The following is a 22,453-nucleotide window of genomic DNA, read 5'->3' on the forward strand; positions in this document are numbered from 1 at the left end:
ACTAATAAATTATGCAGCGATTTCAAAAATACATATTTTGCACCTAAATAAATGTATTTTTCCGCTGTGCATCCCCCAAAAATATCTGTAATTACTGTTTCTTACAACGCCCGCCTTACCATCGAACAGTGCATCCGGTCTGTAATAAGGCAGCAGTACAACAATATCGAATACATAATTATTGATGGCAAATCATCCGACGGCACCGTTTCTATAGCAGAAAAGTACAAAAATCATATTCAAATCATCGTATCCGAACCTGATAAAGGGATATACGATGCCATGAACAAGGGTATAGCGCTTGCCACCGGCGATGTTACGGGCATACTGAATGCCGATGATTTTTTTGCTGCCGATGATGTTTTAACAGTTGTTGCCGAAGCGTTTAAAAATCAGGATCCCGATATTGTATATGGCGATTTGGATTACGTAAGGCCCGATGGTACCGTTGTGCGTAAATGGCGAAGCGGCAGATATAAAAAGGGGATGTTTAATGCAGGCTGGATGCCGCCGCACCCTACATTTTACTGCAAAACAAATTTGTTTAAAAAGTTTGGCCACTACAGCCTTCAATATGGCACTGCTGCCGATTATGAACTGATGCTGAGATTTATTCACCTGAACCATTTATCGGTTTATTACGTACAAAGGGTACTGGTGAAGATGACTGTGGGCGGCGTAAGTAACAGCAGCATCAAAAATCGTATCAAAGCTTTATTTTTTGATATGAAAGCGATGTATAATAATAATATAATTTTTCCGCCTATTGTGCTGATGATTAAGCCCTTAAGAAAGTTAAGCCAGTTTTTTTAATTGAAAAATAAAAATTATACATTTGCGGCATATAATTGCCCCTTACAATTTATATAATGCCTGATAATTTAAACGAGTATTATTTTTTATACTATTTGTTAATGGTAACGTTTTCGGTTTTGATAACGTTGCTTTCCATCCCCTCTATTTTACATGTTGCCCGTACCCGGCATTTATATGATGATGTAGGCCATTTTCGCAAGCAGCATGATCATGGTATCCCCCGTTTGGGCGGCGTAGCCATCTTTGTAAGTTTTACGATCACACTTTTACTGTTTAGTATTATTGATAAAAATATACCTGTAAGTTACATTCTAACGGCAAGCATCATCCTGTTTATTATGGGCATTAAGGATGATCTGTCGGGCGTTAATTCCAGTACCAAGTTTTTAATTCAATTTGTTGTTGCGGCCATCCTGGTAATTTTAGGGGATATACGCCTGAGCAGTATGTACGGTATATTTGGCATGTATGATATTTCTTACATTTTTAGTGTAGTGATCTCCATCCTGTTTATTATTCTGGTGATTAATGCCTTTAATTTGATAGATGGTATCGACGGCCTTGCTGCAACAACCTGTATTGTAGCCAACGGGGCGTTTACGGTGCTGTTTATGTATTTAAAGCACTTTGAACTTGCTGCGGTATCCATTACCATTGTGGGTGCTGTTTGCGGGTTTTTGCGGTATAACTTAACACCTGCAAAGATATTTATGGGTGATGCTGGGTCGTTACTTATCGGCCTTATATCGGCTATAATGGCTGTTAAGTTTATTGAGCTGAACAAGTTTACGGCCCTAAATACGCCCGAGATCGTATCGGCGCCGGCCATAACCTTTGCTATATTAATGGGGCCTATATTTGATACCCTGCGGGTTTTTACCTTGCGCATTGTAAACGGTAAATCGCCGTTCACGGCAGATCGTAATCACATCCACCACCGCATACTCAGGCTGGGTTATACGCACCTGCAAACTACGTTTATATTAACAGGTGTTAATGTGCTGCTAATTATACTGGTGTTCAGGTTTGCAAATTTGGGCAATTTTACCCTTATAGTGTTCATACTGCTGGTATCTATGCTGTTTAACTGGGGTATTACGTTTTGCCTGCGCTCTAAAGAACGAGAGAACCTATCCTTACGAAACCTGTTTATATAGCCCCGTCCTCCTGCTTAATTTTATTAGTTTTGCATCCTTAATTTTGATATCAAATGAGGATCGCTATAAACGGTTTTGGCCGTATAGGCCGTATATTTTTAAGAACAATTCTTACCCGGCCGGGCATTGAAGTTGTGGCCCTGAACGACCAGGCCGACACCGATACGCTTGCACACCTGTTTAAATACGATTCGGTACACCGCGGGTTTAAAGGCACGGTTACCCATGATGCCGATAACCTGTTTGTTAACGGCACACCCATAAAAGTACTGCAACAAGCCAATCCCGAATTGCTGCCCTGGAAAGAGCTGGATATTGATTTGGTGATAGAATCTACCGGGAAATTCATTACCGAAGCAGGTGCTTCCAAACATTTAACCGCGGGCGCTAAACAAGTTATTATATCTGCCCCGGCAGGCGATAAAAGCGTACCTACGGTAGTATTGGCAGTTAACGATGGTACAGTCGACTTACGGTCGCCGATATTATCTAACGCATCATGCACCACCAACAACGTGGCCGCCATGGTAAAGATACTGGACGAGAACTGGGGTATTAAAGATGGTTACATTACCACCGTACACTCCATGACAGGCGACCAGAACCTGCACGATGCCCCGCATAAAGATCTGCGCAGGGCCAGGGCCGCATCTGCATCTATCATCCCAACAACAACCGGCGCGGCAAAGGCCATCACCAATATATTCCCGCACCTGGAGGGCCGTTTAGGTGGTGCCGGTATCCGGGTGCCGGTGCTGAATGGGTCGCTTACCGATTTTACCTGTAGTTTAGAGCGGCTGCCCACCGTTGCCGAAATAAACGCAGCATTTAAGGCTGCTGCCGACGGCCCCATGAAGAACGTACTGGAATACACCGAAGACCCTATCGTATCCACCGATATATTAGATAACCCGCATAGCTGCATTTTTGATGCGCAGCTCACTTCGATAGTTGGCGGCCTGGTAAAAGTGGTAGGTTGGTATGATAACGAAATGGGTTACAGCAGCCGCCTGGCAGACCTGGTTGAAGAAATAAGCCAATTACCCGCATGATAAAGTTTATAACCGCCGATGATGTGCTGCCTATCCGTAACGAGGTTTTGCGCGAAGGTAAACTAACACTTGATGAATGCCGTTTCCCGAATGATGAGCAGGAGGGGGCGTTCCATTTAGGATATTATATAGACGGTGAACTGGCATGTATCGCATCCTTCCACCCCCAGGGGTACGAAAAATTTGAAGGCAAGGCTTACCAGTTACGTGGTATGGCCACTACAGAGCCATATCGTGGTAAAGGTTACGGCAATATGCTGGTTAATTTTGCCATTACTTATCTGCGCGGCCAAAAAGTTAACTATATATGGTGCAACGCCCGCAAAGTGGCTGTAAAGTTTTATTTAGGGGTTGGTTTTGAAGTGGTATCGCCCGAATTTGAGGTGCCGGGCATCGGCCCGCATTATGTAATGTATGTTAAGATACAATGAAATTTTAATGAAAATTAAACACCTTTTTGATTTTTGCGTTGGGTATTAGAATAAAAATTGACAACTTGCCCCCGTTCATAAATTTTAAACATCAATATGAAGACAATAGATCAGATCAGTTTTAACGGTAAACGTGCCCTTATCCGTGTAGATTTTAATGTGCCTTTGGATGAGGATTACAACATTACCGATGATAACCGTATGACCGCGGCCCTGCCCACTATAAAAAAGATTTTAAAAGATGGCGGCGCCGTTATCTTAATGTCGCATTTGGGCAGGCCCAAAGATGGCCCGACCGAAAAATACAGCTTAAAACACATTGTACCCCACCTGGCTGACCTGTTGGGCCAGCAGGTAGAATTTGCGGATGACTGCATTGGCGAAGAAGCCGTACAAAAATCAAAAGAGCTTGAAAAAGGTGAGGTGCTTTTGTTAGAGAACCTGCGCTTTTATAAAGAAGAAGAAAAAGGCGACAAGGCATTTGCCGAAAAACTTTCTAAATTGGGCGATGTGTATGTGAACGATGCCTTTGGTACTGCTCACCGTGCACATGCTTCAACCGCTGTGATAGCCCAGTTCTTCCCGGATGCCAAATATTTTGGTTACCTGATGGCCGCTGAGTTAAATAATGCCGAAAAAATATTGAACGGCGCTGCAAAGCCTTTTACCGCTATTATGGGTGGTTCAAAGGTATCCGACAAGATAGAACTGATCGAAAAATTGCTGGATAAGGTGGATAACCTCATCATCGGTGGTGGTATGGCCTACACATTTGCCAAGGCAGATGGTGGTACTATAGGTACATCATTGGTTGAGGCAGATAAACTGGACCTGGCCCTTAGCCTGGTTAAAAAGGCAAAAGAGAAAGGTGTTAACCTGCTGTTACCGGTTGATAACGTTATAGCCGATAAATTTGGCAACGATGCTCATACCGATGTAGCCAAAACCGGCGAGATCCCTGATAACTGGATGGGACTGGACATTGGCCCCGAAACGGTTAAGCTGTTTAGCAAGGTGGTGGAAGAATCAAAAACTATCCTGTGGAATGGCCCTATGGGTGTATTTGAAATGGAAAAGTTTCTGGTAGGTACCAAAGCCATTGCCGAGGCAGTTGCCAAAGCTACCGATAACGGTGCATTCTCCTTAATTGGCGGCGGCGACTCTGCCGCTGCAGTTGCCAAATTTGATATGACCGATGATGTAAGTTACGTATCTACAGGTGGCGGCGCTTTACTGGAATATATGGAAGGTAAAGAATTGCCCGGCGTTAAAGCGATCAACGAGGCTTAATAAAAGTTACTTAAGTAAGGCAATCATGTAAATGGTTGCCTTTTTCATTTTAATAATTGCGGTATGGTAAAAAACTGGTTATGGGTATCAGCAGTAATGCTTGTTTTTTGGAGTGCTTGTAAGGATAAAAAAGAAAGTAAAGCCGGCAGTGTTGAAGTAGTTAGCTTAAAAACAGACGACCAAAAATTTTTGGCATTGAAAGATACGGCACAGGCTAAACTGCCTGTGTTTTTAGATAGCCTTAAGCCGCATGCTTTAGACAGTAATTATCGTTTCCTGGTAAAATCTGATTTTGTAGAAGGCAAGAACCACGAACATATGTGGAGCGTAGTTTATAAATATGCAGGTGGTAAATTTACCGGCATCTTTGCCGACTCGGCCATCTACCTTAAAAATATAAAAATGGGCGACCCGGTATCCATCAACCAAAAAGATGTAGAAGATTGGGCGATGTACGATTATAAGCGCAACACAGATATGGGCAATTTTTCTGACAAGTATCTGCGCAGTAAGCAGGGTAAGTAGTCAATGTATAACTAAACAAAGGCGCTGATTTACCAGCGCCTTTGTTATTTAATTGAAATAAGCCTGGTTATTGGATCTTAACAGATGATACTACATCATTAGCATTCGGCGATAAAGTGGTAAAGTTGGCGGTGTTGGCCGTGCGTACCCATGATGTGCCTGTGAAATTATTACTGCTGTACATGGTAACCGTCCACCCGGTGGGTACCTTTAAGGACGACGCCCAGTTATCAACAAAGCCATAAGCCTGCAGCTGTGCCGTTGTATAATTCCCTTTAGGGATACTGCTGGTAGCTGTACCGGTGTAATTGATATCCTGATAAAAATTAACCCCTGCTGCCGGTGTGGTACCGCCGCCCGTGTAAACGGTTGGGCTACCATACAGGGCGTTAGATACGCTGGATAAATACGTATGCACATCCGTATTAGGCAAATTGTAATACAAATAAATACCGTACGCGTTATTTACAGTTTGCGTAGCAAGCGAAGCTGCCGTTGAAGCACTGGTGCTTTGGATATCAATAGCCGCCGGGCCTAAGTTGCTTTTGGCCAGGCCGGGTACGTTGGGTACCGAGTAGCTGCCATAAACAGCATTCCAGCTGTAATCAACTTTAGAGCCTACGGTAACGCCGTTAAAGCTTAACCTGGATGATGCCGGGCCATAAAAATAAAAAGAGATAATTTTAGTAGGCATCAGTTGGCGCAAGGCAGTAACCAGGTACACAAACGAGCTGGAGTTGGGCTGCCCGGTTCCGTTGGTGCCGTAGTCGGCATACTCGTCGTCAAAGTCGATACCATCCAGCCCGTAAGCAGTGACGGCATTACTCAATTGCTGGGCAAAATCCTGCGCGGCAGCCTGGGTAGGGAAATTGCTGATCCCCGCGCCTTGATGGTTACCCAATACAGATAGCAGCACCTTAATGCCTTTAGCCTGCAGGCTTTGGATATAAGTTGCTTTGTTGTTTAAAACGTTTGTTACTTGGGTGTTATAAAATAGCTCGGCTTTTTGGGTAGTAGTGTTGTAATTAATATTGGCTGCAAAAATAATGGCAATATCAAAAAGTTGCTGCCCGCCCGATAAGGTGTAGTTACCCACATTGCGGATGTCGTTATTATTTACCTCTACATAGCATACGCCTTTGGGGCCTGTTACGCCAATGGCATCGGTGCTTTTACGGGTTGCAATTGTTGCCGGTTCGCCGGTGGCTGTTTGCGGCGCAACATCCTTTTTACAGGCAGCTGTAAACATAAGCAGCAGGCCGGCAAAAATTTGGGCCAATGGCAATTTAATGGTTGTTTTCATAATGGTTTTATTGGTTTATAAATTTGAATTGGTTTTAAAGCTTGATAATTGGTGAGGCAGGCTTTAACTAATTGGGTATTAATGTTAAACGGCAGGGCGATGTAATAAGTTACTTAAACAATAAATATTTAAGTAGGGGTGGAAAAATTTAACAGCAGCAAAGGTTTTTTAGTAACGATTTTGTGGATGGCACTAATAATTAGGTGCTTTTTTGTTTTATTCATTACTTTTAAAGCATCAACCCTGCATTCATGAAAAAGACCTTATTAATAACGTTCTGCTTTATCCTTTCTGCTTTAGGCTTATCCGCGCAAAGCGATGCCGCCTATATTAAGGATAACTATACCAAGTTTGAATACCAGGTACCCATGCGCGATGGCAAAAAGCTGTTTACATCGATATATGTACCAAAAGATCAAACCAAAAAATACCCCATCATGATGGACCGCACGCCCTACAGCGTGGCCCCTTACGGAACCGAAAAATATAAAGGCGGCTTAGGCCCTTCTACCCAATTTGTGCACGATGGTTACATATTTGTTTACCAGGATGTACGCGGCCGCTGGATGAGCGAGGGTATCTATGAAGAAATGACGCCCGAGCTGGAAGTGCACAAAACCAACCAGGATGTTGATGAAGGCACAGATACTTACGATACCATCGACTGGTTGTTGAAAAACCTGCCGAACAACAATGGTAAGGTAGGGGTGTGGGGTATCTCTTATCCGGGTTTTTATACCACCACAGCTTTGTTGAGCCGTCATCCGGCGCTGGTTGCCGCATCGCCGCAGGCACCCATTGCAGATCTGTATCGTGATGATGCGTTTCATAACGGTGCGTTTATGCTGGTAGCCAACTTTGGCTTTTACCCCGGCTTTACCAACCGCCAGGACGATAAACCTACCCAGCGCCGTGCCAAGGGCTTTAATCCCGGCACTAACGATGGTTACAAATTCTTTTTGGATATGGGGAGCATGCGCAACTCCAACGTAAAGTATTATAAAGATACCATCCGCCTGTGGAACGAAATGATGGACCACCCCAATTACGACCAGCACTGGAAAGACCGCAACGTTTTAACCCACCTGCACGATATTAAAACAGCCGTGTTAGTTACTGGCGGCTGGTACGATGCCGAAGACCTGTATGGCGCTATCAATACTTATAAAGTTTTGGCTAAAAACAACCCCGCAACGCCCGTTTACTTTGCTATGGGCCCCTGGGTGCATGGCGGCTGGGCGCGGGGCAACGGCGACCACCTGGGCGATGTGAGCTTTGGCGGGGCAACCGGTCCGTTTTACCGGGAGAAAGTAGAATTTGCCTTCTTTAGCCATTATTTGAAAGGTACACCGCTGGATATAGCCAAAGTGAACACCTTTGAAACTGGTGTAAATCAATGGAAAACCTACAAACAATGGCCGCCTGTTGAGGCGCAGGAGAAAAACCTATACCTGCTGCCGGGCGGTAAACTGTCGTTCACGGCGCCAACTGCTGCTAAAAACAACTTTAAGGAATTTGTATCAGACCCGATGAACCCGGTGCCATTTATAGCCGGTTCCGATTTTGATATGACCCGCGAATACATGACCGCCGACCAGCGCTTTGCCGAAAAACGCCCGGATGTATTAACCTACCAAACAGAGGTGCTGGAAAAGGATATCACCCTTGCCGGCAATATCTGGGCAAACCTAAAGGTAAGCACCACCGGCACCGATGCCGATTGGATTGTGAAAGTGCTGGATGTTTACCCGGATACCGCTACCGCCAATAAATTTACCGGCAAGGATGTACAGATGGCAGGTTATGAGCAAATGGTACGCAGCGAGGCCATGCGCGGCAAGTTTCGCAATAGCTTTAGCAAACCCGAGCCATTTGTGCCGGGCAAAGTAACCCCGGTAAATTTCGAGCTGCAGGATGTATTGCATACGTTTAAAAAAGGCCACCGTATTATGGTACAGATCCAAAGCACCTGGTTCCCGCTGATAGACAGGAATACCCAGCAGTTTCAGGATATTATGAAAGCCAAGGACACAGATTTTAAGAAAGCAACGCATAAGGTGTATAGCTCAAAACTGCATCCGAGTTATTTAAAGGTGAGGGTGTTGTAAAAAATATTAAGATGCGAAGTATCGCGTCTCTACGGATAGGTTTTTATTGTAGATGCGCGATACTTCGCGCCTTTTGTCATTATTTGAAGGTAAGGATGTTGTAAGCATTTTTATTAAGACGCGAAGTATCGCGTTCTCTACAGGATAGATTTGTTATTATAGAGGCGCGATACTTTGCGCCTTTTTGTCGCTATTTGAAGGTAAGGGTGTTGTAAGCATCTTTATTAAGACGCGAAGTATCGCGTCTCTACAGGATAGATTTGTTATTGTAGAGGCGCGATACTTCGCGCCTTTTTAATGCCGTTGTTAGGGATAATAAAAACAAGACCAAAGCATATTTATTTATAAAGCATTATCTTTAGGTTTAATTTTAATGATATGGATATCGCGTTAAAGTATAAAATAGTAGAGAAGATAATTCAGAGTAGCGATGATTATATTCTGAATCAGATACAAACATTATTGAACGTACCGGAACCTGATTTTTGGGATGATATCCCCGAAAATATTAAGAAAGCCATAGGTGAAGCAAAAGAAGAATTGGATAGGGGCGAAGGTATTGCCCATGCGCAGGTAATGGCTGACGTTAAATCCCGCTTTCAGAAAAGTAATGGCGTGTGATATTATTTGGTCGCCAAAGGCTAAAAGCACTTACTACCAAATTCTTGAATACTTAGACGAAATTGGACTTACATCGAAATAAATAACTTTATTGATAGGACAGAAGAGGCTTTGAATTTTATTTCAAATAATCCGCTTTTATATATAAAGTCTGCCAAAGCCGATATCCACAGGTGTGTTTTAATAAAGCAAGTCAGTTTGTTTTATAGGTTTAATTCCGACACCATTGAGTTATTGTTGTTTTGGGACAATCGTCAAGATCCGGCAAAATTATCTCTATAATATCAACATAAGCCAAACCCTAAATACAATTACTCGTGCTGGTATTTGTTTTGTCAGCAATTTTAAATAACTTATTGATTATCAATGATTAGTTAATGTTCACGAGTGTTCACGCCGTGAACATGAACACCTGCTAACATTTACCATTATGCAAAATATCAACATCACCGCCATTCAGCACATCGGCATCCCGGTAACTAACTTAATAGCCTCGCAGGCCTTTTACGAGCGCCTGGGTTTTACGAATGTAATGCAGGCCACCTTTGACGAAAAGGGCCAACCTGGCACCTGTGTAATGATGCAGCGCGGAGAAATGGTAATAGAACTATACCAACTGCCGGAAGCTGGCCTGGCAGAGATCCGCAGCCGCGGTAACGGGCATATAGATCATGTAGCTTTTAATGTGCCCGACATTGATGATGCTTTTGCCACGGTTAAGCAAGCAGGTTTCCATATCATCGAACCTGAACCGGTATTCCTGCAATTTTGGGCCAAAGGCTGTAAATACTTTAACATTACCGGGCCCGATGGCGAACGGCTGGAGTTTAACCAGATGCTTTAGGCCATAATTTTGGCCCGTAAAAATGTGGTTTATAATTTTAAAATCTATTGTAATTTACTATGTTTGCATAGTAATTATAGCTCATGCCATTTAAAAAGCTTAAATATTTACTTGTTTTTGTTTGCCTGTTCTCGATAATGGAAAGCACCGGTATTTCTGTGCTTTCGCTGCTTACTAAAAATACAATTTGCCAAACAGATTGCCAGCCTGCAAATGACGACGAAGGCACAAGTGAGCGCAATGAAACCAAAGAGAACAGGATGAAAGAGTTATGGGCAGCTGATCTTGATTTTAAGATCCCTTTAATATATATCAGTTTTAAAAAAGTTTTTTACCCTCATGAGCAGCACACCGCTCACCTGGCATGGGTGCCGCCGGTGCCTACGCCCCCGCCCAACGGTATAGTTTAATTCCCCTTTTTTTACATGCCTGCCTTAATGGCCCGGCAATTATTTTATATTAAACTATATCATCATGAAAACTCGTTTTCGATTTATATTATCATTTATGGCTGTATTGGCAGCATCTGTAATTACTGCATCTGCACAGCAGGTTAGCGATTCCAGTATAAAAACAAATACCAGCCCGGTTACCAATTCGCTTAGTTACATTACCAGGCTGCAGCCGGTAACTTACCAATACAACCAAAGCGAATACAGGCAATTAAACCTGCCGGCCGGTACGCAATACGGGTTTATAGCCAGTGATGCCAAACAAGTGGCGCCCTGGGCTATCACTACACACAATAATTGGTATAATGCAGGCAAAGGTAACCAGCGTGCAATAACCACAGCCGAGGTTGACCTGCAGAAATTAGTGCCCCTGTTAGTGGGTGCCATAAAAGAGCAGCAGGCCGAAATTGATAAGCTAAAGCACGAAGTGCAGCAGCTTAAGCAAGGCAAATAGCCTAAGTAAACAGGGCGGTGGCATCATCGCCCTGTTTTTATTTGCAGCACTTTTATGATCGTTAACTGCTACGTAAACCAAATATCCGCGCCGGATATCGTTATGTTCCATTAAAATTTAAGATCCTGTTGTTGCATTTTGGTTTATAGTGCTTAGTTTAGCGTACCAATTATGATGCAAAGGCATACATTAACTGAAACAAGCACCCATGAATATCAAAAAGAGTTTACTGATAGGTAGTTTTTTAATAGCCGCTTTATCATCGCAGGCGCAAAAAACAGCCTCAACACCATATCATGAGCAATACCGCTTGCAGGCACATTTTTCGCCCAAAGCGCACTGGACGAACGACCCTAACGGGATGGTATATTATAAAGGTACCTACCACCTGTTTTTTCAGTATTACCCGGATGCTACCATTTGGGGGCCGATGCACTGGGGGCATGCCGTAAGTAAAGACATGATCCACTGGAAACAGTTGCCCATTGCCCTGTACCCCGATAAGCTGGGCTACATCTTCAGCGGCAGCGTAGTGGTAGATGAGAACAACACATCCGGCCTGGGTACCAAAGATAAACCGGCCATGGTAGCCATTTTTACCCATCACGACCCAAAAGGCGAGAAGGCGGGCTTGTCCAAATATCAAAACCAAAGCCTGGCCTATAGTTTGGATGAAGGGCTTACCTGGAAAAAATATAGTGGTAACCCGGTGCTTAAAAATCCCGGCATCAAAGATTTCAGGGACCCTAAAGTTTTTTGGTACGATAAGGGTAACAAGTGGTTAATGAGCCTGGCCACTAAAGACAGGATCACCTTTTATTCATCGCCCAACTTAAAGAACTGGAAAAAAGAAAGTGATTTTGGGCAGATGCTTGGCGCGCACGGCGGTGTTTGGGAATGCCCGGACCTGTTCCCGCTAAAACTAAACGGTAAAGAGTATTGGGTATTGCTGGTGAGCATTAACCCAGGCGGGCCAAACAAAGGCTCGGCAACGCAATACTTTGTGGGCCATTTTGATGGTAAAACATTTACCCCAACCAGCACCCAAACTAAATGGATAGATTATGGCCCTGACAATTACGCAGGCGTTACTTTTGGTAATACCGGTAACCGCAAGGTGTTTTTAGGATGGATGGGTAACTGGTTATATGCTAACCAGGTGCCTACCGTAAAATGGCGCAACGCTATGACCGTGCCCCGCGAATTAGATTTAAAGCTGACAGCCGGCGATATCTACCTAACTTCTAACCCGGTGAAAGAATTGGATAAGATAGTTGCCAAAACCATTAAGGTTGATGCGGCTTTACTCGCTAAAAACAACAACATCTTTTCGGTTATTAAACAAACACCGGCTCAGTATGTCCTGGAGTTTAATACACAGGCAGTTAAAGATTATTCGGTAATGCTTTCAAACGCCACGGGCGAGCAATTGATAATAGGCTATGATGCCAAAAATACCCGTTATTATATCGACCGTACCAAAGCGGGACAGCATGGCTTTAGCAAGCAATTTGCAACCCGGTCTTACGTGCCCAGGGTATCTGCATCGCTTACATCCGATATGGAACTTATTGTAGACGCCTCATCTATAGAGCTGTTTGCCGATGGGGGCTTAAGTAACCTAACGGGCGTATTCTTCCCTAAAAAGCCCTACACCCGTTTAAGTATCGTAAACAATGGTATGGAAATAGAAGGCCTGGAATTAAAGCCTTTAAGATCTATCTGGTAAAACAGGTGTTCACGTTCACGAGTAATGAACACTATGAACATTTTTAACTTATTTATAATGAGGTATTAAGCATTTTATTATGTCCTCGCAGGGTCACATATATGTGCCCTGCAACCTGATGTGCGGCTATGTGTTTGTATGCAACTAACCGCTATTCCAACACCACTGTTTTATTCTTATAAACAAACACCCGGTCATCAAACACCAGTTTAAGGGCTTTGGCTAAAACAGCGGTTTCAATTTCTTTTCCGGCTTTTACCATATCGGCTACGGTAAGGGAGTGGTTGGCGGGTATGATCTGCTGTGCGATGATGGGGCCTTCGTCCAGTTCGTCGGTTACATAATGGGCGGTGGCGCCTATTAATTTTACCCCGCGCTCGTAAGCCTGGCGGTAGGGGCTGGCGCCTGCAAATGCCGGTAAAAAGGAGTGATGGATATTGATGATCTGCATCGGGAAACGGCTCACAAAATCATGCGATAAAATGCGCATAAATTTGGCCAGCACCAGGTAATCATAATCGTGGTTTTGGATGGTGTTTATTACCTGTTGCTCAAACTCAGCTTTGTCGTTCCCTGCCTCTACATAAAAGAATGGCACATCAAAACGCTTGCAGATATCCTGCAGTGTTTCATGATTGCCAATTACACATTGTACGCTGGCCCCCAGTGTGTTAAAGTAATTGCGCACCAGTATATCGGCCAGGCAATGATACTCTTTAGTAACCAGTACAATAATCTTTTTTTGGGCAGCCGGGTTTATTTTGATGATCGCGTTATTGGGTAAAATATCGCGCAGGTCGTCTTCAATCCGCTCATCATCAATGGTTTTATCTACCTCCAGGCGCATAAAAAACAGGTTGGCGGTATTATCTACATGCTCGTGCATGCTAATGATGTTAAATTGTTTTTGGGCCAACAGGCCGGATATAGCTGCAACCAGGCCTACACGGTCGGTACATTGTATAACAATGATCATCTTTCAGGGGATAAATTATGGTTTCAAAGCTATAATTATTAAGAAGATTACATAGCCGGAAAAGCACCAAAAATGTTGAAAACTTTTTGGTGGTAAAAAGTGTCATAAAGTGGTAAAAGTAATATACTTTTACGTTACAAATATTGTTGACCGTAAAGAATGTCCTATTTAACCGGAGAATTTAATTGTAAACTGGATGCCAAAGGGCGGATGATGATCCCTTCGGACCTCAAAAAACAGCTTCCTGAAGCTGAAAAAGAGGGCCTTGTGATCAATCGCGGCCTGGAAAACTATCTGGTAATTTACACTAAACGGGAATGGGACAAAAAGCTTGACGAACTGAGCAAACTTAACGAATATGATAGAAAAGCCATTCAGTTTGTAAGATATTTTACCGCCGGCGCAACAAATTTGCAGCCTGATGGCACCGGAAGGGTTAACCTGCCGAAGAATTTGCTGGATTATGCGGGCATTACCAGCGAGGTTGTTTTAACCTGCATGCTTAACAAGGTAGAGGTTTGGGATAAAAAAGCGCACGAGAAAATGATAAGCAACGAGCCCGAGAACTTTGCCGAACTGGCCGAAGAGGTGATGGGCAATAAGGGAAAGGGGCGCGATGAGTAATTACCATGTACCGGTTATGCTGGCCGAATGCATTGATGCATTAAATATACAACCGAACGGTACTTACGTTGATGTAACTTTTGGCGGCGGCGGCCACTCGCGCGAGATCATGAAGCATTTGGGCGAAGGCGGCAGGTTGCTGGGTTTTGACCAGGATGCCGATGCGCAGCAAAATGTAATTGATGACGAGCGGTTTACTTTTATTGATCAGAATTTTAGGTACCTGAAAAATTTTACCCGTTTGCATGATGCTATCCCGGTTGATGGGATACTGGCCGATCTTGGTGTATCATCTTACCAGTTTGACCAGGCCGAGCGTGGTTTTTCGATCCGTTTTGATGCCGAGCTGGATATGCGCATGAACCAGGCATCAGACCTGAGCGCCAAAGAGGTAGTGAATAGTTATACCGAAGCCGATCTGCACCGCATTTTTGGCATGTACGGCGAAGTGCAGAATGCCAAATCATTGGCCAAAACGTTGGTAACGGCAAGGCTTAACGGCCCGATAAATACGGTAGCTGATCTGAAGAACGCAATAAGCAACATCATCCCCCGGGGTAAAGAAAATAAGTACCTGGCGCAGGTTTTTCAGGCATTAAGGATAGAGGTGAACCAGGAACTGGAGGCGCTGAAAGATTTTTTAATGCAATCTGCAGAGGTGCTTAAGCCGGGCGGCAGGCTGGTGGTGATGTCTTACCATTCGCTGGAAGATAGGCTGGTGAAAAACTTCATCGCCAAAGGCAAATTCAGCGGTGAGGTAGAGAAGGACTTTTACGGAAACAACAACCGCCCGTTTGATGCGGTTAGCCGTGGGGCTATAGTAGCTACCGGCGAAGAGATAATTAATAATAACAGGGCACGCAGTGCTAAATTAAGGATAGCTGTAAAAAAATGACCAATCGTTTACGTACAGAAATTCAGGAAGAAGAACTGGAAGAACAAGAGCTTATTGTGGAGGAGCGCCCTGTAAAAAAAGGCATTCCCGATAACTTTTTTACCCAGTTTTTAAGAAATGGAGTGATCACTACGGATGATGCTACCAGTGCTTTGCCATTTATTTTTTACATCGCCTTTTTAGGCATGATCTATATAGGTAACAGGCACCTGTCTGAAAACAACATCCGCGATATTGACAAAATAAGCAAAGAAGTTAAAGAGTTAAGCTGGGAATATAAAAGCACCAAGGCCGACCTGGCCTTTAAAAGCACATTGACCGAGGTGGCCAAGCGTGCAGATACCCTGGGGGTTAAGGAATCTAACCAGCCGCCACAAAAAATTACGGTAAAGGAGGATATACAGGAATGAGTATCAGAACCAACATACTGTTAAGGGTTTACCTTGCGTTTGGGTTGATCCTGCTTTTTGCGGCAGCGGTGGTATTCCAGCTTTGCCGTGTGCAATTTGTACAGGGTAAAAAATGGCAAAACATGTCAAAGGTGCAATCTACGCGCTATAAAAACATTGAGGCCGCCAGGGGCAATATCTTCTCTGTTGATGGCAGCCTGCTGGCTACATCTGTACCCGAGTATGAATTGCGTATGGATATGCTTGCCGGTGGTATCGAGAACGACAAGGTGTTTAATGAGAAGATAGATTCGCTGGCCATGAAAATGTCGGCTTATTTTGGCGATAAATCTGCCCGTGAATATACCAGGATCTTCCGCGATGCACGTAAAGACAGCTCGCGTTACCAGTTAGTGAGGCGCAAGGTTACCTACCACGAGTTAAAAGATATTCGCAAGTTCCCTATTTTTAATATGGGTAAATACAAAGGCGGTTTAATTGTGGTTCAGCAAAATAAGCGCATTTTACCTTTCCGTTCGTTAGCAGCGCGTACCATTGGTTATAAAAATGATAACGTAAAAAATGCGGTAGGGCTTGAGGGTGCTTATGCCAGCTACATTAATGGTGAAAGCGGTAAGCGTTTAGAGCGCCGTATGGCAGGCGGTGTTTGGATGCCTATTAACGATGATGACGAGATAGCACCTAAAGAAGGTGCCGATATCATGTCGACCATTGATGTGAACTTTCAGGATGTGGCACAAACCGCGCTGGAAAAACAACTGATTTACACCAAGGCAGATCACGGTGCTGTTATTTTAATGGAAGTTGCCACCGGCGAGGTAAGGGCGGTGGCCAACTATACCCGCATGCCTGACGGCTCATTTAAAGAAAAATTCAATTACGCGATAGCCGGTAATCAGGATCCGGGGTCAACGTTTAAGCTGGCCTCATATATGGCCCTACTGGAAGATCATAAGGTAGATACCGGCACCATGGTAAATACCGGCGAATACCCTATACCGGGACATACCATCAAAGATTCGCACGGAAGCATCGGGCGGGTATCGGTAAAAAAAGCATTTGAAAAATCATCAAATGCTGCGGTAGCTTATCTTATCAATACCAGCTATAAAGATAACCAGTCGAAATTTACCGATCATTTATACGATTGGCACCTGAACGAGAAAATGGGCTTACAGATTCCCGGTGAAGCACAACCCGTGGTAAAAAACCCGAACAACAAAAGCTGGAATAAAAACATGACCCTGCCGCAAATGGCCTATGGTTACGAAATGCAGCTTACGCCTTTAAAAATGCTGAGTTTTTACAACGCGGTAGCTAATGGCGGTAAAATGGTAACGCCTGTTTTTGTTAGAGAGATCAGGCGATTGGGCAACACGGTAGAACGTTTCCACACCCGCACGCTTAACGAAAAAATATGCTCGGATGTTACCCTGAAAAAAATGCAGGAAATGCTGGAAGGCGTAGTGAACGAGGGTAGCGGTAAAGAATACGTTTATAGTCCGCTATTTAAAATAGCAGGTAAAACAGGTACCGCCCAGGTGGCAGATGCTAATAAAGGTTACAAGGCTAAAAAACAATACCAGGCATCATTTTGCGGGTATTTCCCGGCAGATAAGCCAAAGTATTCGTTAATCGTAGTTATCAATGATCCTAAGAACGGATATTACGCCGCTTCGGTGGCGGGCCCGGTTTTCAGGGAGATAGCAGATAAGGTTTACGCCAGCGATATGGAAGTAAACCAAACGCCTGCGCACTTAATAGGTAATACCACCCTGCCTAAATTTAAACAGGGCAATTTAAAGGCACTAAAAAAGGTGTATGAAAAACTGGGGGTAAAACCATTGTATGCATCTGCCACGCCAACAGGTTTGGATACCAGCAACGGTATAGCATCAGAGGATAATAAATATAAAACAGGCACGGTGCCAAATGTTACCGGTATGGGCTTAAGCGATGCGCTTTATGCACTGGGTAATGCCGGGTATAAGGTAGCTGTAAAGGGAAGTGGCTCGGTAACCACACAATCGGTAACCGGGGGCAGTATGATACCAAAGGGTTCAAAAATAACGATAGAACTGCAATGAGATATTTAAGCGATATAATAGAAGGAGTAGCATTTACCGAATTACAGGGAAGTGCCGATGTAGAGATCTCTGCCATTGTGTTCGATTCGCGTAAGGTGGTACCGGGCTGTATGTTTGTAGCGGTAAAAGGTACCGCTGTAGATGGTCACGATTATATAGACCAGGCTATTAAAGACGGTGCCATAGTGGTTATTTGCGAGGAACTGCCTGCCCACACCGCAACAGAGGTTGACTTTTTAATGGTTGCCGATTCTGCCAAAGCATTGGCAATTATTGCGGCTAATTTTTACGAAAATCCTTCGTCAAACCTAAAGCTGGTTGGGGTTACCGGTACCAATGGTAAAACTACCATTGCCACGCTTTTATATAAGCTGTTTATAGATATGGGCTACAAATGCGGCCTGCTCTCTACCGTAGAGAACCAGGTTAACGGCCGCATTGTCCCGTCAACCCATACCACGCCAGATCCGGTTGCTTTGAACAAGCTGCTGGCCGATATGGTATATGAAGGCTGCGATTACTGCTTTATGGAGGTTAGCTCACACGCTATATCTCAGCACCGGATAGAGGGACTTACATTCTCCGGCGGCATATTCTCTAACCTAACGCATGATCATTTAGATTACCATAAAACATTCGACAGCTACCTGAAGGCCAAGAAAACATTTTTTGATAAGCTGCCCAAAAGCGCATTCGCCCTAACCAACGGCGACGATAAGAATGGCAATGTAATGCTGCAGAATACAGCGGCCCACAAAAAATCGTACGGCTTAAAAAGCATGGCCGATTATAAGGCGCGCATCATTGAAAACCAGTTTGGCGGCCTGCTGCTGAATATTGATGGTGAAGAGGTGTGGTTTAAACTGGTAGGTACGTTTAACGCTTATAACCTGCTGGCGGTATATGCTGCCGCGATGTTACTGGAGCAGGATGGATCTAAAGTGCTGGTTAGCCTGAGCAAGCTTACAGGTGCCGAGGGCAGGTTTGAATACCTGGTTGCCCCAAACAAGGTAATAGGTATTGTAGATTATGCCCACACGCCGGATGCGGTGCAGAACGTGTTAAGCACCATTCATGATATCCGCAAGGGGAACGAAAAGGTAATAACCGTTTTGGGTTGCGGCGGCGACAGGGATAAAACCAAACGCCCCATTATGGCTAAAGTGGCCTGCGAGTGGAGCGACAAGGTGATCCTGACATCAGATAACCCACGGACGGAAGACCCTGCCCAGATCATTAAAGATATGGAAGCCGGTGTCGACCCTGCATTTAAGCGCCATACGTTGAGTATTGCTGATAGGCGCGAGGCCATTAAAACAGCCTTTATGCTGGCACAACCGGGCGATATTATATTGCTTGCCGGTAAAGGCCACGAAAAGTATCAGGAGATAAATGGCGTAAAAAATCATTTTGATGATATGGAAGAATTGAAAGAGGTATTTAAATAAATGTGCAGATTTCAGATGTGCAGATGAACACATTACTAACAATTAAATAATTAAACAATAACTGCATATCTGCACATCAGCATATCTGCATATCAAAGCGAAGCGAATGTTATATTACCTGTTTAGCTATCTGAGTAAAAATTACAGTATCCCCGGGATAGGTGTATTTCAGTACATCACGTTCCGGATGGCTATGGCGGTGATTGTATCGTTGTTGGTAACCACGGTTTATGGCCGCCGGTTAATTGATTATCTGCGTTTTAAACAGGTTGGCGAAACCGTGCGTAACCTGGGCTTAGAAGGGCAGATGCAAAAATCAGGCACGCCAACAATGGGTGGTATCATCATCATCCTGGGTATCCTGATCCCAACGCTGTTGTTTGCCAAGCTGGATAATATCTACATCATTATGATGCTGGTTACAACCATCTGGCTGGGCTTAATTGGTTTCCTGGACGATTACATTAAGGTATTTAAAAAGAACAAGGAAGGGCTTGCAGGTAAATTCAAAATTACGGGGCAGGTTGGTTTGGCGCTCATCATCGGGTGGACCATGTATTTCCATACCAATATCACCATAAGGCAGGAAGTGAAGCTGCCCGTTAAGTACGATGTACCGGTTGATTTTCATATGCGCGGCGATAAACAGGTTTTAACGCAGGATGTAAAATCTACCAAAACCACCATGCCGTTCTACAAAAATAACGAGTTTGATTACGCCAAGGTGCTGAAGTTTTTGGGTAAGGGTTACGAGCATTATGCCCTGCTGGTGTTTATGCTTTTTGTGATCGTGATTATTACGGCAGTATCAAATGGTGCTAATATTACCGATGGTATAGACGGGCTGGCAACCGGCACATCGGCTATTATCGGGTTAACGCTGGCCATATTAGCTTATGTATCCGGTAACACCATGATAGCCGATTACCTGAACATTATGTACATCCCCAACTCGGGCGAGCTGGTGATTTTTGCCGGTGCATTTGTTGGGGCATGTGTGGGGTTCTTATGGTACAATTCCTACCCCGCCCAGGTATTTATGGGCGATACGGGCAGTTTGGCTATCGGCGGTATCATCGCGGTATTTGCCATCATCATCCGTAAGGAATTATTGGTGCCGGTATTATGCGGTGTTTTCCTGGTAGAGAATGTATCGGTAATGATGCAGGTAGGCTGGTTTAAATATACCAAAAAACGTTTTGGCGAAGGCCGCAGGATCTTCCTGATGGCGCCGCTGCATCACCACTATCAAAAGAAAGGTTTCCATGAATCCAAGATCGTAACCCGGTTCTGGATCATCTGCATCTTCCTGGCGATCATCACGGTGATAACGTTGAAACTGAGATAAAAGAAGCCCCCCGGCCTCCTGAAGGGGAGTAGGATAAAAAATAGAGTATAAAAGACAAACAAAGTGAGTATTTCTAACAACATACCCAATCAAAAGCTCCCCCTTCAGGGGGCTGGGGGGCTAATAGCTATTCTTGGCGCCGGCGAAAGCGGTGTTGGGGCGGCATACCTTGCCCAACAGCAGGGGTATGATGTTTTTGTATCGGATTTTGGTGCTATAGCAGATCATTACAAAAAACAGCTGCAGGATTGGAAGATCCGTTTTGAAGAGAACGGCCACACCGAAGCAGAAATATTGAACGCCGTAGAGGTGGTGAAAAGCCCCGGCATCCCGGATGGTGCACCCATGGTAAAGAAACTGGTTGAGCAGGGTACCCCTGTAATATCCGAGATTGAGTTTGCCGGCCGTTACACCGATGCTAAAATGATCTGTATAACAGGCTCTAACGGTAAAACAACTACTGCCAGCCTTACCTATCATATCCTGAAGAACGGCGGCTTAAATGTGGGCCTTGCAGGGAATATCGGCAAAAGCTTTGCCTACCAGGTAGCTACCGAAAAGTTTGACCACTATGTGCTGGAGATAAGCAGCTTTATGCTGGATAGCATGTATAAGTTTAGGGCGGATATAGCGGTGCTGTTAAACATCACGCCAGATCACCTGGACCGTTACGAATACAAACTGGAGAATTACGCGGCATCCAAATTCAGGATCACGCAGAACCAAACCGGCGCCGATCATTTTATTTATTGCGCAGATGATGCGGAAACAATAAAGGTGATGGAAGGCAAAACAATAGCAGCCCGGCAACTGCCATTTAGTATAGAAAAAACTATTGAAACGGGAGCATATCTCGATAAGGATAACCTAATTATAAACGTACACCAACAACATTTTCAAATGTCAATAAACGAACTGGCCCTGCAGGGGAAGCACAATATCTACAACTCTATGGCATCTGGTATAGTTGCCAAGGTGTTGGAGCTGCGCAACGAAACGATGAGAGAGAGCATGGGTAGCTTCCGCAATATTGAGCACAGGCTTGAATCGGTTGGTAAAATCTCCGGCATTAGTTTCATCAATGATTCTAAAGCAACCAACGTCAATTCTACCTGGTACGCGCTGGAAAGCATGACCAGCGACGTGGTTTTGATATTAGGAGGGGTAGATAAAGGGAATGATTACAGTATGCTTAAGCAACTGGTTAAGCAAAAGGTAAAAGCCATAGTATGCTTAGGCAAGGATAACAAGCGCATCCACGATGCTTTTGAAGACGATGTAGAGGTGATTGTAAACACCATGTCGGCAGCAGAAGCAGCACAGGTAGCTTATCACCTGGCAGAGAAAGGCGATACGGTATTATTATCACCCGCCTGCGCAAGTTTTGATCTGTTTAAGAACTATGAGGATAGGGGCAAGCAGTTTAAAGATGCGGTGAAAGAACTATAGTTAGATGTGCAAATGTGCGGATATGCAAATGTGCGGATTATATTGATGGAATAAATGAATGAAAAACCAAATTTAATAGTTGACTTAACCTTTAACTTTTCTTTGAAAATAATAGCATTTACCGAAGTGCTGGAATCACAAAAAAGATATAATCTGGCTAATCAGTCGTTTAGAAGTGGTACATCAATAGGGGCAAATGTTAGAGAAGCACAAGGCGCAGAAAGTAAAGTTGACTTTCGGCATAAATGTAAGATAGCGTATAAAGAAACACAAGAAACAGAGTATTGGTTAACACTATGCAAGCATGCAGAGAATTACCCGTTTGAAGAAGAACTTTATGATTATATAAAATCGATAATAAAAGTATTAGGAAAAATAATTTCATCAACACATTAAAAAAATATCTGCACATCTGCACATTCGCATATTTGCAC

Annotated in this window: 22 protein-coding genes; 20 read left to right on the forward strand and 2 right to left on the reverse strand. The window is 44.0% G+C overall.

From position 1 onward, the window contains the following. Positions 1-51: 51 nt before the first annotated feature. The 6 genes from E2R65_RS07500 (at position 52) to E2R65_RS07525 (ending at position 5,271) form a co-directional block, all read left to right on the forward strand. On the forward strand, positions 52-813 hold the full coding sequence (locus E2R65_RS07500) for a glycosyltransferase family 2 protein (RefSeq protein ID WP_183500325.1): 762 nt from the start codon (positions 52-54) through the stop codon (positions 811-813). A 56-nt stretch (positions 814-869) separates the two neighbouring features. Continuing rightward, the gene (locus E2R65_RS07505) at positions 870-1,973 is read left to right on the forward strand and encodes an MraY family glycosyltransferase (protein ID WP_134335861.1); all 1,104 of its coding nucleotides are present in this window, start codon (positions 870-872) and stop codon (positions 1,971-1,973) included. A gap of 53 nt (positions 1,974-2,026) precedes the next feature. Further along, positions 2,027-3,025, forward strand: coding sequence for a type I glyceraldehyde-3-phosphate dehydrogenase (gap, locus tag E2R65_RS07510; protein WP_134335862.1), 999 nt, complete (start codon positions 2,027-2,029; stop codon positions 3,023-3,025). Beyond that, positions 3,022-3,456 (forward strand): GNAT family N-acetyltransferase, encoded by a 435-nt coding sequence (locus tag E2R65_RS07515; protein ID WP_134335863.1) that lies wholly within the window; start codon positions 3,022-3,024, stop codon positions 3,454-3,456. The genes gap and E2R65_RS07515 overlap by 4 nt, the downstream gene beginning before the upstream one ends. A 96-nt stretch (positions 3,457-3,552) precedes the next feature. After that, positions 3,553-4,746 carry a phosphoglycerate kinase gene (locus tag E2R65_RS07520; RefSeq protein ID WP_134335864.1) on the forward strand — a complete coding sequence of 398 codons (1,194 nt, stop codon included), beginning with the start codon at positions 3,553-3,555 and terminating at the stop codon, positions 4,744-4,746. A 63-nt stretch (positions 4,747-4,809) separates the two neighbouring features. Further along, the gene (locus E2R65_RS07525) at positions 4,810-5,271 is read left to right on the forward strand and encodes a DUF2314 domain-containing protein (protein WP_134335865.1); all 462 of its coding nucleotides are present in this window, start codon (positions 4,810-4,812) and stop codon (positions 5,269-5,271) included. A gap of 67 nt (positions 5,272-5,338) precedes the next feature. Here E2R65_RS07525 and E2R65_RS07530 read toward each other — a convergent pair whose 3' ends face one another. Then, positions 5,339-6,574 carry an endo-beta-N-acetylglucosaminidase H gene (locus tag E2R65_RS07530; RefSeq protein WP_204986289.1) on the reverse strand — a complete coding sequence of 412 codons (1,236 nt, stop codon included), beginning with the start codon at positions 6,572-6,574 and terminating at the stop codon, positions 5,339-5,341. Between the two features lie 251 nt (positions 6,575-6,825). Between E2R65_RS07530 and E2R65_RS07535 the strand changes: the two genes are divergently transcribed. The 6 genes from E2R65_RS07535 to E2R65_RS07560 all read left to right on the forward strand — a co-directional run bounded on the left by E2R65_RS07535 (position 6,826) and on the right by E2R65_RS07560 (position 12,782). Then, entirely contained in the window at positions 6,826-8,682 is a 1,857-nt protein-coding gene (locus tag E2R65_RS07535) for a CocE/NonD family hydrolase (protein ID WP_134335866.1), read from the forward strand. Between the two features lie 378 nt (positions 8,683-9,060). Continuing rightward, positions 9,061-9,303: a hypothetical protein gene (locus tag E2R65_RS07540; protein ID WP_134335867.1), complete on the forward strand. Its 243-nt coding sequence runs from the start codon at positions 9,061-9,063 to the stop codon at positions 9,301-9,303. Between the two features lie 430 nt (positions 9,304-9,733). After that, on the forward strand, positions 9,734-10,147 hold the full coding sequence (locus E2R65_RS07545; RefSeq protein WP_134335868.1) for a VOC family protein: 414 nt from the start codon (positions 9,734-9,736) through the stop codon (positions 10,145-10,147). An 83-nt stretch (positions 10,148-10,230) separates the two neighbouring features. After that, complete coding sequence (locus tag E2R65_RS07550) at positions 10,231-10,557, forward strand: hypothetical protein (protein ID WP_134335869.1); 327 nt, start codon at positions 10,231-10,233, stop codon at positions 10,555-10,557. Positions 10,558-10,621: 64 nt separating this feature from the next. Continuing rightward, the gene (locus E2R65_RS07555; protein ID WP_134335870.1) at positions 10,622-11,053 is read left to right on the forward strand and encodes a tail fiber domain-containing protein; all 432 of its coding nucleotides are present in this window, start codon (positions 10,622-10,624) and stop codon (positions 11,051-11,053) included. Positions 11,054-11,261: 208 nt separating this feature from the next. After that, positions 11,262-12,782 (forward strand): glycoside hydrolase family 32 protein, encoded by a 1,521-nt coding sequence (locus E2R65_RS07560; protein WP_134335871.1) that lies wholly within the window; start codon positions 11,262-11,264, stop codon positions 12,780-12,782. A gap of 151 nt (positions 12,783-12,933) precedes the next feature. Here E2R65_RS07560 and purU read toward each other — a convergent pair whose 3' ends face one another. After that, positions 12,934-13,758: a formyltetrahydrofolate deformylase gene (gene purU / locus E2R65_RS07565; RefSeq protein WP_134335872.1), complete on the reverse strand. Its 825-nt coding sequence runs from the start codon at positions 13,756-13,758 to the stop codon at positions 12,934-12,936. 159 nt (positions 13,759-13,917) lie between these two features. Here purU and mraZ point away from each other — a divergent pair, with 159 nt between their 5' ends. From mraZ to E2R65_RS07605, 8 genes are all read left to right on the forward strand, one after another. Beyond that, a complete protein-coding gene (mraZ, locus tag E2R65_RS07570; RefSeq protein WP_134335873.1) occupies positions 13,918-14,382 on the forward strand; it encodes a division/cell wall cluster transcriptional repressor MraZ in 465 nt (154 codons plus the stop codon). Next, positions 14,375-15,277 carry a 16S rRNA (cytosine(1402)-N(4))-methyltransferase RsmH gene (gene rsmH / locus E2R65_RS07575; RefSeq protein ID WP_134335874.1) on the forward strand — a complete coding sequence of 301 codons (903 nt, stop codon included), beginning with the start codon at positions 14,375-14,377 and terminating at the stop codon, positions 15,275-15,277. Before mraZ ends, rsmH begins: the two co-directional genes overlap by 8 nt. Then, positions 15,274-15,687, forward strand: coding sequence for an FtsL-like putative cell division protein (locus E2R65_RS07580; RefSeq protein WP_134335875.1), 414 nt, complete (start codon positions 15,274-15,276; stop codon positions 15,685-15,687). The genes rsmH and E2R65_RS07580 overlap by 4 nt, the downstream gene beginning before the upstream one ends. Next, the gene (locus tag E2R65_RS07585) at positions 15,684-17,774 is read left to right on the forward strand and encodes a penicillin-binding protein (protein ID WP_134335876.1); all 2,091 of its coding nucleotides are present in this window, start codon (positions 15,684-15,686) and stop codon (positions 17,772-17,774) included. Before E2R65_RS07580 ends, E2R65_RS07585 begins: the two co-directional genes overlap by 4 nt. After that, positions 17,771-19,222, forward strand: a complete 1,452-nt coding sequence (locus E2R65_RS07590; RefSeq protein ID WP_134335877.1) for a UDP-N-acetylmuramoyl-L-alanyl-D-glutamate--2,6-diaminopimelate ligase — start codon at positions 17,771-17,773, stop codon at positions 19,220-19,222. The genes E2R65_RS07585 and E2R65_RS07590 overlap by 4 nt, the downstream gene beginning before the upstream one ends. 106 nt (positions 19,223-19,328) lie before the next feature. Further along, positions 19,329-20,570, forward strand: coding sequence for a phospho-N-acetylmuramoyl-pentapeptide-transferase (gene mraY, locus E2R65_RS07595; RefSeq protein WP_134335878.1), 1,242 nt, complete (start codon positions 19,329-19,331; stop codon positions 20,568-20,570). Between the two features lie 63 nt (positions 20,571-20,633). Then, positions 20,634-22,019, forward strand: a complete 1,386-nt coding sequence (gene murD / locus E2R65_RS07600; protein ID WP_134335879.1) for a UDP-N-acetylmuramoyl-L-alanine--D-glutamate ligase — start codon at positions 20,634-20,636, stop codon at positions 22,017-22,019. A gap of 54 nt (positions 22,020-22,073) precedes the next feature. Then, positions 22,074-22,415, forward strand: a complete 342-nt coding sequence (locus E2R65_RS07605; RefSeq protein ID WP_134335880.1) for a four helix bundle protein — start codon at positions 22,074-22,076, stop codon at positions 22,413-22,415. Positions 22,416-22,453 lie beyond the last annotated feature (38 nt).

It is taken from the genome of Mucilaginibacter phyllosphaerae (genome assembly GCF_004378255.1).
Classification (GTDB): domain Bacteria; phylum Bacteroidota; class Bacteroidia; order Sphingobacteriales; family Sphingobacteriaceae; genus Mucilaginibacter; species Mucilaginibacter phyllosphaerae.